The organism is Loigolactobacillus backii (assembly GCF_003946275.1).
Taxonomy (GTDB): domain Bacteria; phylum Bacillota; class Bacilli; order Lactobacillales; family Lactobacillaceae; genus Loigolactobacillus; species Loigolactobacillus backii.
Map to the genome: position 1 here is coordinate 14,431 of NZ_RHNQ01000017.1, position 15,166 is coordinate 29,596.

Annotated in this window: 12 protein-coding genes; 11 read left to right on the plus strand and 1 reads right to left on the minus strand. The window is 43.1% G+C overall.

The genetic code is table 11. The features are described 5' to 3' along the window. Nucleotides 1-29: 29 nt before the first annotated feature. The gene (ppsA, locus tag EKM61_RS04575; protein ID WP_068224143.1) at nucleotides 30-2,423 is read left to right on the plus strand and encodes a phosphoenolpyruvate synthase; all 2,394 of its coding nucleotides are present in this window, start codon (nucleotides 30-32) and stop codon (nucleotides 2,421-2,423) included. 259 nt (nucleotides 2,424-2,682) lie between these two features. Here the strand turns inward: ppsA and EKM61_RS04580 are convergent, their stop codons facing one another. Beyond that, the gene (locus tag EKM61_RS04580) at nucleotides 2,683-3,240 is read right to left on the minus strand and encodes a TetR/AcrR family transcriptional regulator (protein WP_125636164.1); all 558 of its coding nucleotides are present in this window, start codon (nucleotides 3,238-3,240) and stop codon (nucleotides 2,683-2,685) included. A gap of 141 nt (nucleotides 3,241-3,381) precedes the next feature. Between EKM61_RS04580 and EKM61_RS04585 the strand changes: the two genes are divergently transcribed. From EKM61_RS04585 to EKM61_RS04630, 10 genes are all read left to right on the plus strand, one after another. After that, entirely contained in the window at nucleotides 3,382-4,251 is an 870-nt protein-coding gene (locus EKM61_RS04585; RefSeq protein WP_068224151.1) for an SDR family oxidoreductase, read from the plus strand. 769 nt (nucleotides 4,252-5,020) lie between these two features. Beyond that, complete coding sequence (gene ylqF, locus EKM61_RS04590) at nucleotides 5,021-5,875, plus strand: ribosome biogenesis GTPase YlqF (RefSeq protein WP_068224154.1); 855 nt, start codon at nucleotides 5,021-5,023, stop codon at nucleotides 5,873-5,875. Further along, complete coding sequence (locus tag EKM61_RS04595; RefSeq protein ID WP_068224157.1) at nucleotides 5,868-6,626, plus strand: ribonuclease HII; 759 nt, start codon at nucleotides 5,868-5,870, stop codon at nucleotides 6,624-6,626. The genes ylqF and EKM61_RS04595 overlap by 8 nt, the downstream gene beginning before the upstream one ends. Before the next feature lie 59 nt (nucleotides 6,627-6,685). After that, nucleotides 6,686-7,558 carry a DNA-processing protein DprA gene (gene dprA, locus EKM61_RS04600; protein WP_068224160.1) on the plus strand — a complete coding sequence of 291 codons (873 nt, stop codon included), beginning with the start codon at nucleotides 6,686-6,688 and terminating at the stop codon, nucleotides 7,556-7,558. A 110-nt stretch (nucleotides 7,559-7,668) separates the two neighbouring features. Beyond that, nucleotides 7,669-9,747, plus strand: a complete 2,079-nt coding sequence (topA, locus tag EKM61_RS04605; protein ID WP_068224165.1) for a type I DNA topoisomerase — start codon at nucleotides 7,669-7,671, stop codon at nucleotides 9,745-9,747. A gap of 15 nt (nucleotides 9,748-9,762) precedes the next feature. Further along, the gene (trmFO, locus tag EKM61_RS04610) at nucleotides 9,763-11,073 is read left to right on the plus strand and encodes an FADH(2)-oxidizing methylenetetrahydrofolate--tRNA-(uracil(54)-C(5))-methyltransferase TrmFO (RefSeq protein WP_068224168.1); all 1,311 of its coding nucleotides are present in this window, start codon (nucleotides 9,763-9,765) and stop codon (nucleotides 11,071-11,073) included. A 66-nt stretch (nucleotides 11,074-11,139) separates the two neighbouring features. Beyond that, a complete protein-coding gene (gene xerC / locus EKM61_RS04615) occupies nucleotides 11,140-12,045 on the plus strand; it encodes a tyrosine recombinase XerC (protein WP_068224171.1) in 906 nt (301 codons plus the stop codon). A 23-nt stretch (nucleotides 12,046-12,068) separates the two neighbouring features. Beyond that, nucleotides 12,069-12,614, plus strand: a complete 546-nt coding sequence (hslV, locus tag EKM61_RS04620; protein ID WP_068224173.1) for an HslVU peptidase proteolytic subunit — start codon at nucleotides 12,069-12,071, stop codon at nucleotides 12,612-12,614. Nucleotides 12,615-12,629: 15 nt separating this feature from the next. After that, a complete protein-coding gene (gene hslU / locus EKM61_RS04625; RefSeq protein ID WP_068224176.1) occupies nucleotides 12,630-14,045 on the plus strand; it encodes an ATP-dependent protease ATPase subunit HslU in 1,416 nt (471 codons plus the stop codon). A gap of 189 nt (nucleotides 14,046-14,234) precedes the next feature. Next, on the plus strand, nucleotides 14,235-15,125 hold the full coding sequence (locus tag EKM61_RS04630; protein WP_068224186.1) for an aldose 1-epimerase family protein: 891 nt from the start codon (nucleotides 14,235-14,237) through the stop codon (nucleotides 15,123-15,125). Nucleotides 15,126-15,166 lie beyond the last annotated feature (41 nt).

A 15,166-nucleotide genomic window follows, 5' to 3' on the forward strand; every position in this document is an offset into this window, starting at 1 on the left:
TAAGTGATTAATTACAGGGAGGTAATTTCATGAGTAGTCGTGATACGGCAAATGTTTTATGGTTTAATGAATTGCACCGTGAGGATGTTAACCTAGTAGGTGGTAAATCTTCGTCACTGGGGGAAATGACCTCTTCAATGGATATTCCAGTGCCATATGGCTTTGCTACGACTGCGCGGGCCTATCGTTACTTTATGGACCAAACGGGATTAAATGATAAAGTTAATGCTTTGCTTGATGGGATCAAAGATTATGAAAATTCGGATGAACTACGCGTGGCCTGCGAGCAGATTCGTAATTTAATTGTTGGGGCGACTATGCCAGAAGATTTGGCGAATGATATCAAACAAGGGTACGCTGAACTGGCCAAGAAGGTCGGCCAGGACAATCCATTCGTTGCGATTCGTTCTTCCGCAACGGCTGAGGATTTACCAGATGCTTCGTTTGCCGGCCAGCAGGAATCTTATTTAAACATAAAAGGTGCCGCGGACGTTGTTGACCGGGTCAAGCAATGTTATTCTTCACTCTTTACTGACCGGGCGACCTATTACCGCCACAAACAAAATTTCCCCCAAGAAAAAGTAGCTCTCTCAGCAGCAATTCAGATGATGGTCTTTTCTGAGGCATCCGGCGTCATGTTCTCCGTTAACGTTGCCAATGGTGATGACACTAAGATCGTGATCGACGCCATCTATGGTTTAGGCGAGTACATTGTTTTAGGCAAGGTTACACCAGACCACTTTGTAATCGACAAACAATCGAAAAAAATTGTTGAGAAAAACATCATTAAGCAATCGGTTGAATTAGTTCGACTTCCCGATGGCGGAACCAAAGAGCAAGCCGTTCCTGCCGAATTACAGGAGCAGCCAGCACTGACGGATAAGCAAGTGATTGAGTTGGCTGGTTACGTTTTGAAAATTGAGCAACACTACGGCTGCTACATGGATATGGAATACGCCTTAGATGCTAATACTAAACGGCTGTGGGTCGTGCAAGCACGGCCAGAAACTGTCTGGTCACAGCGTAATAAGAAGAAATCTGCTGCTGATGACGATAACGTAGTTGCAGCGGCTGATGCCAAAGTTGCCGTTCGGGGCTTACCAGCTAGTCCTGGTTTAGCCAGTGGTGTGGTTCACGTCATTGATGATCCGAAAGATATTGATCAATTCAAATCGGGCGAAGTTTTAGTGACACTAATGACTTCACCGGATTGGGTTCCGGCTATGAAAAAGGCAGCGGCAATCGTTACCAATAATGGCGGGATGACTTGCCACGCGGCGATCGTTTCCCGCGAAATGCAGATTCCTTGTATCGTTGGAACTAGAAGTAAGAACCTTGCGGCAACTGATGCCCTTAAAGATGGCGATGTGGTAACCGTTGATGCTAAAAACGGGGTCGTTTATCATGGTAAAGTTGCCAGTATGTTCAAGCCAGACGACGCACCGGCAACTGCTCAAGCGGTGGTTGCGGAAACCTTTGCGCCAACTGCTACCGGCGTCATGATGAATCTCGGCGATCCCGAATTAGCCGATAAGTATGCTTCCTTACCAGCTGATGGGATTGGTTTGATGCGGGAAGAATTTCTCTGGACCACTTATATTCACGAACATCCGTTATATTTAATTGATCAAGGTCACCCGGAAAAGGTGGTCAATCAGTTGGCTGACGGCGTTGCCAAAGTTGTTCGAGCAATGGCCCCGCGACCTGTTATCCTGCGGCTTTCAGACTTCAAGTCAAGTGAATACCGAAACCTTAAGGGTGGCGAGAAATATGAACCACATGAACCTGCCGATTTATTAGGCTGGCGTGGAGCTTCGCGTTACTACGATCCTAAGTACATCAATGCCTTCAAGCTTGAATTAGCGGCGGTTAAAAAAGTCCGCAATGAATTTGGCCTGAAGAATCTGAACGTCATGATTCCGTTTGTACGGACAGTCGCCGAAGCCGAAAAGGTCACCACAATTATGCACAATGAAGGCTTAGTTCGTTCTGCGGACTTCAAAGTCTATATGATGGCAGAAATTCCGTCCAATATTATTCTGGCCGACCAATTCAACCAATTCATTGATGGCTATTCAATTGGATCAAATGACCTAACCATGCTGATTCTGGGCTGCGATCGGAATAACGATACGGTTGCCAGTCTCTTTGATGAACGAAATCTTGCCGTTAAACGCGCTATTCGGCACCTAATTGAAACCGCTCACAAAGATGGCAAAACTGTTTCAATCTGTGGTCAAGCGCCTTCAGAATATCCCGATTTCACAAACTTCCTAATTCAAAGTGGCATTGACTACGTTTCGGTTAACCCGGATATGGTTAAGGAAACTAAGCGCAATGTGGCCCACTTTGAACAACGAATTATGCTTGATAAGGCCACTGGAAACGGCCTGCAAGATCAAACTGATTATGATTGGAAATAATCAAATTGAAATCTAGAAAAAATTAAAGAGAACCTGTTTCAATAAGTAGCCAACGCCTTGTTGGTTACGGCTAAGCTTTTTGGAGAATCAATTGTCTTTTAATTGGTTCTCTTTTTTTGGTTACGATCGTTTAAGTGAGCATAGCTTTATAGCTGTTTGACCATTATTGAAGTTATCTGCTCAAATTTTAACAATTAGTACTGGAACTGTTTTCCCTTCCGCTGAATTAACGTAGCTCGCGAACGCTATAGAAATATCATTAATTCACGATACCTGAAATATGTTTTGCAAGTTCAGCGCTGACAAGCATTGCCATTTGTTCAGCACTTTCTTTCATTCCCGTTTGACTCCAGGCTAGAAGGGTACTGAAAAAGCCACCAACTACAAAGCGAATATTATAATCCGTAACTTCGCCAGGACATTCTTCGACACAAACGATGGATTCAGAAAAAGAAACGACAAAACTGACCAATTTATCAAATAATATTCCAGTTAATCGTGATCGTTGGAGATTGAGAATGAATTGCAGGTGCGGCCGAAAACAAACAAAAAAAGTGTAGCTTAGTTCGTAATTATTAATCTTGTCTTTTTTAAGCTGTGCCTGATAATCGGCCATAATATCGTTAAGGTGTTCGGAGATCAAATCTTCCAAAATATTGTAATGTCGGTAAAAGGCCATCCGCGAGACCCCCGCCTTACGGGTAACCGCTGAAATAGAAAGATCATTGAGATCCGTAAAAGTCATTAACTGCATTAAAGCATTAAATAGACTTTCTTTTGTGAGTTGGGTTTGTTCACTATTGGATTGATTAGCCATAACAATTTTCCTCCTTTTGTAACAGCAGCCCCTTATTTGATTGAATTGTAAGGTTTCAATCACTAGACTGTTACTGTATTTGAGCTATTATACACCTTGGCCTTATTTGGCAAGAGTCTAAACAAACGGAGGAATTTTAATTTGAAAACATGGTTTATTACTGGTGCAACAGGCGGTTTAGCCTCACAAGTAGTGAAGCGTTTATTGGAACGTGGTGACCAAGTTGCTGCAACGGTGCGCAAAATGGGTGCCTTAGATCAAATCCAAAAGAATTACGGTCCTCACCTACGACAATATCAGTTAGATTTAACAAATCCAGATCAGATTAGTGAAGTTGTCGGGCAAGCATTTAATGATTTTGGGTCGATTGATGTTATTTTAAACAATGCCGCTTACGGTCTATATGGTGCGGTTGAAGAAGTGAGCAATGAACAAATTCAACGATTATTTCAGGTAAATGTATTTGGATCGTTGCGGGTGGCTAGAGCAGTCATGCCATTTTTACGTCACCAGCACGATGGTCAAATCGTTCAAATTGCTAGTATGGCGGGAGAATATTCAGAACCGGCAATGGGGCTTTATAGTGCCTCAAAATGGGCAATTGAAGGTGCCTTTGAGGCCTTATCAAAAGAGGTTGAGCCATTTGGCGTTAAAGTTTTGATTGTGGAACCTGGTGGAATTCGAACTAATTTTGCTGGTAAAAAGGCTTCAGTTGGAAAGGCCATGGATGCTTATCAGGATACGCAAGTAGGCAAGTTTATGAACCGCTTAACGGGACAAGTGTCCGCTGTGGATGCGGAACGGATGAAACGATTAATTGTTGGTGATCCCGGGAAAATGGCCGAGCAAATCATTCATCGTGTAGATCGTGGTGCCGGACCTTTGCGAATAGCGTTGGGAAGTGATGCTTACACTAAAATCCGTAAGAGTCTTGAGCAGCGGTTATCTGATTTAGATGCCCAGAAGAAGATTTCTTATTTGACTGATGCGGATGATACGAAAATAAAGTAAACTAGAGGAACATCATTTAGAAAAATACCCTATTTTCAAATTCTACCTGAATAAAAAGGACCTAGTAGCGGTTAAAAAAATCCGCTATCTAAAGTATCTTTGTGTTAGCATTTCAACTAGCCGTCCTGAATTTAATTATTGATTTATGAGTGAATTATCGAGTTGGATACAATCTACGACTCTACCGATTCACTCTTTATTTGGGTTAGAAAAGATTTTAAAAGGTTGCCTGTTTTTATAGATAATCTTTTGAACGAATCATTTATAATGATGGATTTATAGTCAATTAATTTCGTAGTTCAGGAATGATTTTTCCATTAAAAGCAGTGTGGTTATTTGAGAATTACAGCAAAATAATCATAATGATGGTAAAATAGATCAAGCTAATTAAGCCCTATTTTGTCCTTTTGTGGTTCAAAAAGGATAAAACATGTATTTTGAAGAAAAATATGAGTTCACATGGAAGAAAAACGCCATTTCCTACAGTTTTCGCCACATTTGTTGTTCAGTTCTGACGGACAGGGAGCGGTGAAAAAGTTGGTTTCGGCGACGTTTTAGTCCCGGCCGCGCCCCCCTCAACATTTAGAAAAAATTGATAATGGAATTTATACACTTGAAAATGCCATACAGAATAAATTGGTGGTGGCAGTTAGTCGATATTGCATTAAGTAGGTAATAAATTGGGTAAAAGAAAAAGATACTCAAAAGTTACTTAATTTACAAAAAAAACCAGGGTGCTTAAGGCCTTGGTAAAAAGGAGTTACACACTATGGCAACAATTCAATGGTACCCCGGGCACATGGCCAAGGCCAAAAAACAAGTTCAAGAGAACTTGCACTTGGTTGATATTGTTTTAGAGATTGTTGACGCGCGAACGCCGAATTCATCCCGGAACCCAATTTTGGATAAGATCATCGAGCAAAAACCACGCCTAATGATTTTAAATAAGGCTGATTTGGCTGATCCAGTGCAATCGGCCGCTTGGATTAAGGAATTTACGGCCAATGGTCTGCCGGCAATTGCGCTGGATTCCCAGCACAATAAGGGCGTTCAGCAAATTGAAAAGATGGCCCAACAGATCTTACACGATAAAATTAAACGACAACATGAGCGTGGCATTAAGAACAAGCCGATTCGGGCTATTTGCATTGGCATCCCCAATGCTGGTAAATCAACGATCCTAAATCGCTTAGTTAAAAAGAATGTGGCTCAAACTGGCGATCGTCCTGGGGTGACGAAGAAGCAGCAGTGGTTGAAGGCCGGTAAAAATATGGAGTTACTGGATACGCCAGGAATTTTGTGGCCCAAGTTTGAGGATCCCTTGGTTGGAAAAAAATTGGCCTTAACCGGTGCGATTAAGGATTCGATTTACCACGCGGACGACGTTGCCTTGTACGCTTTGGATCACTTTAAGGCAACCAATCCCCAGTTGCTACTGGAACGTTATCGCTTGGCACCGGAAGATCTGAATTTATCGACAGCCGATTTATTGCTTAAAATTACACAAAGAATGGGCTTAAAGGACGATTTTGATCGTGCCAGTGAACGCCTGATTCTCGAGATCCGTAAAAATAAATTAGGTCGCTACACCCTAGACACGCCAGGTGATGAAATTAATGGCTAAGGAATCAATTAAGGCGATTCGTGAAAAATTATTGCAGGATCCTTCAGCGGATTATTTGGCCAGCTTGGCAACTGATCCCCGTAAAGGTGTGCAACAATTATTGCAGCAGGTCGCTAAACGACAAGCGGCGCAAAAGCAGCAACTGGCGACGTTCTTGAGCAAACGTCATTTTGAAGATCAACTATGGCCGCAGTACCCACTGATTGCTGGTATGGACGAGGTTGGACGGGGGCCACTAGCTGGTCCTGTGGTTACGGCTGCCGTGATCTTGCCCCATGATTTCGCCGTGCTAGAAGTTAATGATTCCAAACAGTTGTCGCCCCATAAGCGGGTGCAGTTGTACAACCAGATTCTTGAAACAGCCGTGGCAGTCAGTGTTGGCGTGAGTGATGTTGCGGTGATTGACCGAGTGAATATTCTTGAGGCAACTAAACTGGCGATGCAGCAGGCAATTCGCGATTTGGCCGTTCAACCAGATTATGTGTTAATCGATGCGGTTAAGGTGGACACTGGCATTCCCGCTACTAGCATGTATAAAGGTGACGCGAAAAGCATCAGTATTGCTTCCGCCAGCATCGTTGCCAAGGTCATTCGTGATCGGTTAATGATTGCCTATGACCGTGCCTATCCAGGCTATGATCTGGCTCAAAACGCCGGCTACGGAACGCAGAAACATTTGGCGGGTCTTGCTAAATATGGCGTTACGCCAGCGCACCGGAAAAGTTTTGCCCCGGTCAAAAAATATTTATAATACTTTAAGAACTCCTTTACGTAGATTATTAATAAATCCCGTTAAAGGAGTTTTTTGGAATGCAAAAACGTGAATTACTCTTACAGTTACATTTGGCCCAGGGCATTGGTTTGGCCAGCGAAAACCACTTGGCAAAATTATTGGCCAAGTTACCTGCGGATTTTGATTGTAATCATTTGAAAACCACCCAACTGGCTACGTTGGCTAAGTTGACGACCGCTAACCGCAGCCGCTTTAGTGCTGATTTTCGAACGGAGGAGCACTTAGCTCGTTGCTGTCAACAAGGGGAGAACTATTTGACAATTTTTGACGCGGCCTATCCAAAACGACTACGGGAAACTTATCAACCGCCAACTGTCCTGTTTTACCAAGGAAATCTCGCGCTACTACAGACCACTTGTTTAGCGATTGTTGGTGCGCGGCAAGCCACTAGTTATACGCCGCAAGTACTTAAGAATTTCTTACCTAGTTTAGTCAAGGTCCGGTGCACAATTATGAGTGGTTTGGCTCAGGGCGCTGACGGTTACGCCCACCAATTGACCTTGGCCAGCGGCGGGCAAACAATCGCGGTGATCGGCACTGGGTTAGATACCTATTATCCCAAACAAAATGCGCAGTTACAGGCTCAAGTTGCTCAAAACGGGCTAGTTCTTTCTGAATACCCCTTAGGAAGTCGGCCGGAGCGGTACCATTTTCCCCAGCGTAATCGAATTATCGCCGGTTTATGTCACGCCTTGTGTGTCACTGAGGCCCGGCACCACAGTGGTAGTCTGATTACGGCCAACTTGGCCTTACAGGAAAATCGTTCCGTTTTGGCCGTTCCCGGTTCGATCACGGCGCCCCTATCTGCTGGGTGTAATGAATTAATTTTGGCCGGCGCCAAACCAGCCTTAACGCCCCGAGATATTTGGGAAGAATTACAGTATTTCTAAGTATATATAGTAGGAAAAAGTTTTTGAAAGTTGACAAAACTATTAATAATGGCATATGATGTTTAGCGACTTCGTTGAGTTAAAAAAAGACGAATCGAAAGGGGATTGTCATGGCCTATAAAAACCTCGTGATCGTGGAATCACCGTCTAAAGCCAAGACGATTGAAAAGTATTTAGGCCGTAACTATAAAGTAGTTGCCAGCCTCGGCCATATTCGTGATTTACCAAAAAGTAAAATGGGTGTGGACGTTGAAAATGATTACGAACCACACTACATCTCTATTCGCGGTAAAGGCGATACCATTAAAAATTTAAAAAAATACGCTAAAAAAGCGGAGCGCGTCTACCTAGCATCTGATCCTGATCGTGAAGGTGAGGCCATTGCCTGGCACGTTTCCCATATTTTAGGTTTAGACCCAAAGGATAAAAATCGGGTAACTTTTAACGAGATTACTAAAGACACCGTCAAAAATGCCTTTAAGGAACCCCGTAGCATTGATATGGACCTAGTTGACGCCCAGCAGGCACGGCGAATTATGGATCGCCTAGTTGGCTATTCAATTTCACCGCTATTGTGGAAAAAGGTTAAAAAAGGCCTAAGTGCCGGCCGCGTCCAATCAATTGCACTGAAAATAATTATTGATCGAGAAAACGAAATTAAGGCGTTTAAGCCCGAAGAATACTGGACGATTGATTCACAGTTCAAAAAAGGCACGTATAAATTTGACGCCAGTTTCTACGGTTTAAACGGTAAAAAGTTAGCTTTAAGTAATGAGGATGCTGCCAAGGATATCTTACAGCGGATTAAACCGAGAGCTAATTTTGACATTACCAAAGTAACTAAGCGGGAGCGCAAACGTTTTCCCCAAGCACCATTTACAACCAGTTCACTGCAACAAGAAGCAGTTCGGCGTTTGAATTTCCGGACCCGGAAAACGATGATGGTGGCTCAGCAGCTGTATGAAGGCATTAATTTGGGTGGTCGTCAAGGCAGTGTTGGTTTAATTACCTATATGCGAACTGATTCCACTCGAGTTTCGCATATTGCCCGCCATGAGGCCAGTGAGTTTTTACACGCTAACTATGGTGAAGAATACGCGGCCCTGAAGATTCGTAAAACCAAGAATCCAGAGGGCGCCCAAGATGCCCATGAAGCGATTCGGCCTTCGTCAGTTAAGCGGACACCAAAGAGCTTAGAGGGCGTTTTGAATAAAGATCAGATGAAGCTGTATAAGTTAGTCTGGTCACGTTTTTTGGCCAGTCAAATGACACCGGCTATTTTAGATACGATGGCCGTTACCATCGAGCAAAATGGTGTCACCTACCGGGCAAATGGCTCTAAGATGAAGTTTGCTGGTTTCACTAAGGTTTATGATGCACCTGGTAATCAGGATAAAAAAGATAATATGCTGCCTGATTTAGTTGAAGGCGACCACGTTAAATTAGTTAAAAATGATCCCAATCAGCATTTTACCCAGCCACCGGCACGTTATTCTGAAGCAACCTTGATTAAAACTTTGGAAGAAAACGGTGTTGGCCGACCATCAACCTACGCACCAACAATTGAAACGATTCAACGGCGTTATTACGTCAGGTTGATCACCAAACGTTTTGAACCAACTGAATTAGGTGAAATTGTTAATAAGATTATTGTCGAATTCTTCCCCGATATTGTTAACATTGATTTTACTGCTGGTTTAGAAAATGATTTGGATAGCATTGAAGAAGGCAAGACGAAGTGGATTAAGGTGGTGGATGAATTTTACCAACCATTTGAAAAAGAGGTCACTTCCGCCGAATCTAAGATTGAAAAAGTTCAAATCAAGGACGAATTAGCGGGCTTTAACTGTGATATTTGTGGCGCACCAATGGTCATCAAATTAGGCCGTTACGGTAAGTTCTACGCCTGCAGTCGTTTCCCTGATTGCCGTAATACCAAGGCCATCGTCAAAGAAATCGGCGTTGTTTGTCCGACCTGCCATAAGGGTCAAGTTGTCGAACGTAAATCAAAGAAAAACCGAATTTTCTATGGTTGCAGTCGTTATCCTGAGTGCGATTTTGTGACTTGGGATAAGCCAGTTGGGCGTGATTGTCCGAAAGACGGTCATTACTTAGTTGAAAAGAAAATTAAAGGCGGCAAACAAGTTATTTGTCCAAACGGTGATTATGAAGAAGCCGTTCAAAAATAGAAATGAGGTTCTAAGATGACAACATCCCCAAGTGTTAATGTGATTGGTGCTGGGCTTGCTGGTAGTGAAGCAGTTTGGCAAATAGCAAAGCGTGGCCTGCACGTTGATTTATACGAAATGCGTCCGGTTAAGCTAACGCCGGCGCACCATACAGGTGACTTTGCCGAGCTGGTTTGTACCAATTCTTTGCGGGCCAATCAGATAACTAATGCGGTTGGTTTACTTAAAGAAGAAATGCGCCGCTTGGATTCAGTTGTTTTAGCTTCAGCCGATGCTAATGCAGTACCAGCCGGTGGTGCCTTAGCCGTTGACCGGGGACCTTTTTCCGAACAGATCACGGCTAAAATCAAGCATTTGCCCAACGTCACGGTTCATGCTGAGGAAGTCACTGAATTTCCTGCAGGCCCAACGGTTGTCGCTACGGGTCCTTTAACCTCAGAGTCTTTGGCCAAGCAAATTCAGGCTTTGAATGATAGTGATAGCCTTTATTTTTACGACGCAGCGGCGCCCATCTTAAATCAGGACTCGATTGATTTTGACAAAGTCTATTTGAAATCCCGTTACGATAAAGGTGCGGCTGCCTACTTAAATTGCCCGATGACCAAAGACGAATTCGAGACTTTTTATGAAGCGTTAGTGACCGCAGAAACGGCTGAAACCCACAGCTTTGAAAAGGAAAAATTCTTTGAAGGCTGTATGCCAATTGAGGTTATGGCTAAAAGGGGCATTAAAACCATGTTGTTTGGCCCCCTTAAGCCAGTTGGTTTGGAAGATCCCAAGACTGGTAAAATGCCTTACGCAGTTGTTCAACTACGGCAGGATAACGCTGCTGGCAGCCTGTACAACATTGTCGGTTTTCAAACCCATTTAAAATGGGGCGAGCAAAAGCGTGTTTTCCGGTTAATCCCTGGGTTAGAACAGGCCGAGTTTGTCCGTTATGGTGTGATGCACCGTAATACATTTATGAAATCACCTGATTTGTTGGAACCAACTTATCAGTCTAAACGTCGGCAAGATCTTTTCTTCGCTGGTCAAATGACTGGCGTTGAGGGCTACGTTGAAAGTGTCGCTAGTGGTTTGGTTGCAGGCATTAATGCCGCCCGCTTTGCCAATGACCAGGAATTACTGACTTTTCCAACGGAGACGGCCATGGGGGCAATGGCACATTATATTACTCATGCGTCCGCCAAACATTTTCAACCAATGAACGCTAATTTCGGGATTTTTAAAGCACTACCTAATAAAATTCGCGACAAAAAATTACGTAACCAAACACTGGCTGATCGTTCCTTAGCAACCTTAGCCGAATTTTCACAAAAACTTTAAAGGTCCAACATTTAAATCCGCCAACCTGTATGCTACAGTTAATGTAATCAGGTTGGAGGGATTTTTTTGCTTGAATTAAGCTGGCTGGACTTATTCATTCAGTATTTAGAAGTTGATCGGCGTTACAGTCCAGAAACGATTAAGGCCTATAAGGAAGATATTTTGGCCTTTATTGATTTTTTGAAATCAAATGGTGGCGTGACTTCACTGAAAGCGATAAAATTATTTGATGTAAGGACCTATCTGAGCCACTTATATGAAGTTAAATATAGCCGTAACTCAGTTTCAAGAAAGATTTCTAGTCTGCGTTCATTTTATAATTACCTCGTTAGAAATGATTTAGTGGCGGAAAATCCCTTTGAAACCGTCCAATTAAAACGGCATAATGCTCACTTACCTCAATTCTTTTACGAAAAAGAAATGACGGCCTTGTTTGCTGCCGCCAAGGGTGATCAACCGTTGGACCTACGTAATTCGGCGCTATTAGAAGTTTTGTACGCCACCGGAATTCGGGTGAGTGAGTGCGTCAATCTCACTTTGACCAACGTTGATTTTGACCTGGGCCTGATGTTAATTCATGGTAAAGGCAATAAGGATCGTTACGTGCCCTTTGGCCAATTTGCGGCGATGGCGTTAGACAGCTATTTAACCGATTGCCGCACGCCACTAATGGCAAAGTACCACGTTGAACATGATTACGTGTTCGTTAATCATTACGGTAAGAAATTGACGGCCACCGGAATTGAGTATATATTGAACCAAATTATTAAAAAAAGTAGTTTAACGGCGGATATTCACCCGCATATGTTGCGCCATACGTTTGCGACCCATTTGCTAAACAATGGTGCTGATCTGCGGACGGTACAGGAATTACTGGGGCATAGTAGTTTATCGACGACGCAGATTTATACTCACGTGACAACTGAGCATTTACAGCAAGATTACCGGAAATATTTTCCCCGCGCCAAATAAGAGAGTTTAAAGGAGTTAATAAAATGACAGCACCAAAATTTGAAGCAACTACGATTTGTGCAGTTAAACATAACGGTCACCTTGCAATGGCTGGCGATGGTCAGGTGACCATGGGCGAAAGTGTCATTATGAAGGGTACCGCTAGAAAAGTGCGCCGAATTTACAATAATGAAGTCGTTGTCGGTTTTGCCGGCAGTGTTGCCGATGCGTTTAATTTAGAAGATCGGTTTGAAAAAAAGTTAAACGAATACAGTGGTAATTTAACCCGGGCGGCAGTTAAGCTCGCCCAAGAATGGCGCTCCGACCAAACCTTACAGAAGTTGGAAGCACTGTTAATTGTTATAAATAAAGACCAATTACTACTGGTTTCTGGTAGTGGTGAAGTGATTGAACCAGATGATAATATTTTGGCCATTGGTTCAGGTGGTAACTACGCCTTGGCCGCCGCTAAGGCCTTAACTGTTCACGCAAAGGATATGTCCGCAAAAGAAATTGCTGAAACGGCAATTGGAATTGCTGGCGACATTGATATTTTTACCAATCACCACATTATTAGCGAAGAATTATAAAAGTGAGGTTTAATTATGCAAGAAATTGAAAAAACACCCAAACAAATTGTTCAAGCATTAGATGAATACGTGATTGGCCAGAATGACGCTAAAAAGGCAATTGCAGTCGCATTACGTAATCGGTACCGGCGCATGCAGCTTTCTAAGGGGATGCAAGAAGAAATCACCCCGAAGAACATGTTAATGATCGGACCGACTGGGGTTGGTAAAACCGAAATTGCCCGGCGTTTGGCTAAGATTGTCTCGGCGCCATTCGTCAAAGTTGAGGCAACTAAGTTTACTGAAGTGGGCTACGTTGGCCGCGATGTTGAATCAATGGTTCGGGATTTACTCGACGTTGCGATTGAAATGGAAAAGGACGAACAGTACAAAACCGTTCGCAGTGAGGCCGCTCGCGAGGCCGATAAACATTTGGTCAAATTACTGGTTCCCGGAGTTAAAAAGGAACAGAACCAAACGAATCAATTTCAAAATTTAATGAGTGCTTTTACGGCAATGCAAAATGGCCAAAATCCAACTACAACACCGGAAAATAACGAGGAAGTCACGGATGACGTTCGTGATCAACGCCTTTCCGTCAAGGAACAATTAGATCGCGGTTTGTTAGAAAACCGTGAAGTCACGATTGAAATGGATGATCCTAAGCAGGCCGTTGCGATGAATAATAATATGATGGGCCAAATGGGGATCGATTTATCCGAAACCTTAGGTGCATTAACACCAAAGCGGAAAATTAGTCGGACTGTAACCGTTAAAGAAGCCCGGGAAGTCTTTATTCGGGAAGAATCCGAAAAATTAGTGAATGCGGCGGATATTTATCACGCAGCGATTCAACGTGCGGAAAATACGGGCATTATTTTTATTGATGAAATTGATAAAATTGCAGCAACTGGTCAAAAAAATAGTGGTGAAGTATCCCGTGAAGGTGTTCAGCGGGATATTCTGCCCATTGTTGAAGGTTCGGCGATTACGACTAAATACGGCACGATTAACACGGACCATGTCTTATTCATTGCTTCTGGGGCCTTTTCGGACAGCAAACCCAGCGATTTAATTGCTGAATTACAAGGTCGTTTTCCAATTCGGGTTGAGTTAGACGATTTATCAACTAAAGATTTCGTACGCATTTTGACGGAACCAAATAATGCCTTAATTAAGCAATACATGGCCCTAATTGGGACCGATAATATCCACACGACTTTTACCAAAGAAGCCATTGAGCGGATTGCTGCGATTGCCTATCAAGTTAATCACGAAACGGAAAATATTGGTGCCCGGCGTTTGCACACAATTTTAGAGAAATTACTTGAGGATATTTTATATGAAGGCCCAGATATGGAAATGGGCGAGATCACGATTACAGAGCAATACGTCAACGATAAAATCGGTGATATTGTGGCGGATACTGATTTAAGCCGTTACATTTTGTAGCAGGGAGTGTTTGGAAAAGTGGTTAGATTCTACTTCGCAATTAGGAATATTACTGGCCTCGCTGACGCTGGCGACTCAATTCGTTTCGGTCACCGCAGGAAGCTGCTTTTTCGAACACGTTTCCATTAAAATAATTAGAAAAATACCAGCAGGCCTAGTTTGCAAACACGGCCCAAGGGGGAGCACACAATGACAGTAAGTATTGAAAATGAGTTTTTGAAGGCAACGTTTAAGGAACATGGTGCCGAGCTAATCAGCCTTATTTCAAAGGATTCTGGTAATGAGGCCATTTGGCAGGCTGATCCCAAAGCTTGGGGCCGCCACGCACCAATTTTATTTCCCATTGTTGGTCGCTTAAAAAACGATGAATATCGTTATCAAGGTAAGACTTATCACATGACGCAACATGGTTTTGCCCGGGATAAGGATTTTACAGTGGTTGAACAAAAGGCGGCTAGTGTTAGCTTACAATTAACGGATGACGAGCAAACGCGGCAGGTATTTCCCTTTGCTTTTGAATTAACCGTTAATTATCAATTATTGGATAATCAGCTAATCGTGGGGTACCAGGTTCATAATCCAACAACTAACGATCTTTACTTCTCAGTGGGTGGACACCCTGGCTTTCAGATCCCCTTAACGTCCGATACGGCATTTGAGGATTACTACATCAGTTATGATCCAAAGAAAACTCGCGTGCAGATTCCTTTGCAGGGTGCCTATAACGACGCCGAACATAAGACGTTAGCGTCTACTGATACAGATCACGATCTTAGCCATGAGCTATTTAAAAATGATGCTTTAATTTATGAATTACATCAGGAAAATACGTTTACGCTAAAAAATGATCAAAACAAATCCGCAATTTCAGTCACCGTTCCTAATGCGCCTTACACGGGAATTTGGTCACCGTATCCGGTCACGGGTAACGTTGTCTGCATTGAACCGTGGTGGGGAATTGCCGATAATATTGCGGCTAGTGGTGAATTAACTGAAAAAATGGGCATTAACCATTTGGCGGCTAATGAAACCTTTAACGGTAAATTTATGATTACGGTTCACCAACAACGAGCATTTTAAATAAAAATAGAGGTTGCAGCAAAAAGTTGATTTTGCCGCAA

Excerpts from the sequence above, each read along its gene's own strand:
- ppsA (WP_068224143.1), top strand. The coding sequence starts at position 30 with ATGAGTAGTCGTGATACGGCAAATGTTTTATGGTTTAATGAATTGCAC.
- EKM61_RS04580 (WP_125636164.1), bottom strand. The coding sequence starts at position 3,240 with ATGGCTAATCAATCCAATAGTGAACAAACCCAACTCACAAAAGAAAGT.
- ylqF (WP_068224154.1), top strand. The coding sequence starts at position 5,021 with ATGGCAACAATTCAATGGTACCCCGGGCACATGGCCAAGGCCAAAAAA.
- EKM61_RS04595 (WP_068224157.1), top strand. The coding sequence starts at position 5,868 with ATGGCTAAGGAATCAATTAAGGCGATTCGTGAAAAATTATTGCAGGAT.
- dprA (WP_068224160.1), top strand. The coding sequence starts at position 6,686 with ATGCAAAAACGTGAATTACTCTTACAGTTACATTTGGCCCAGGGCATT.
- topA (WP_068224165.1), top strand. The coding sequence starts at position 7,669 with ATGGCCTATAAAAACCTCGTGATCGTGGAATCACCGTCTAAAGCCAAG.
- trmFO (WP_068224168.1), top strand. The coding sequence starts at position 9,763 with ATGACAACATCCCCAAGTGTTAATGTGATTGGTGCTGGGCTTGCTGGT.
- hslV (WP_068224173.1), top strand. The coding sequence starts at position 12,069 with ATGACAGCACCAAAATTTGAAGCAACTACGATTTGTGCAGTTAAACAT.
- hslU (WP_068224176.1), top strand. The coding sequence starts at position 12,630 with ATGCAAGAAATTGAAAAAACACCCAAACAAATTGTTCAAGCATTAGAT.
- EKM61_RS04630 (WP_068224186.1), top strand. The coding sequence starts at position 14,235 with ATGACAGTAAGTATTGAAAATGAGTTTTTGAAGGCAACGTTTAAGGAA.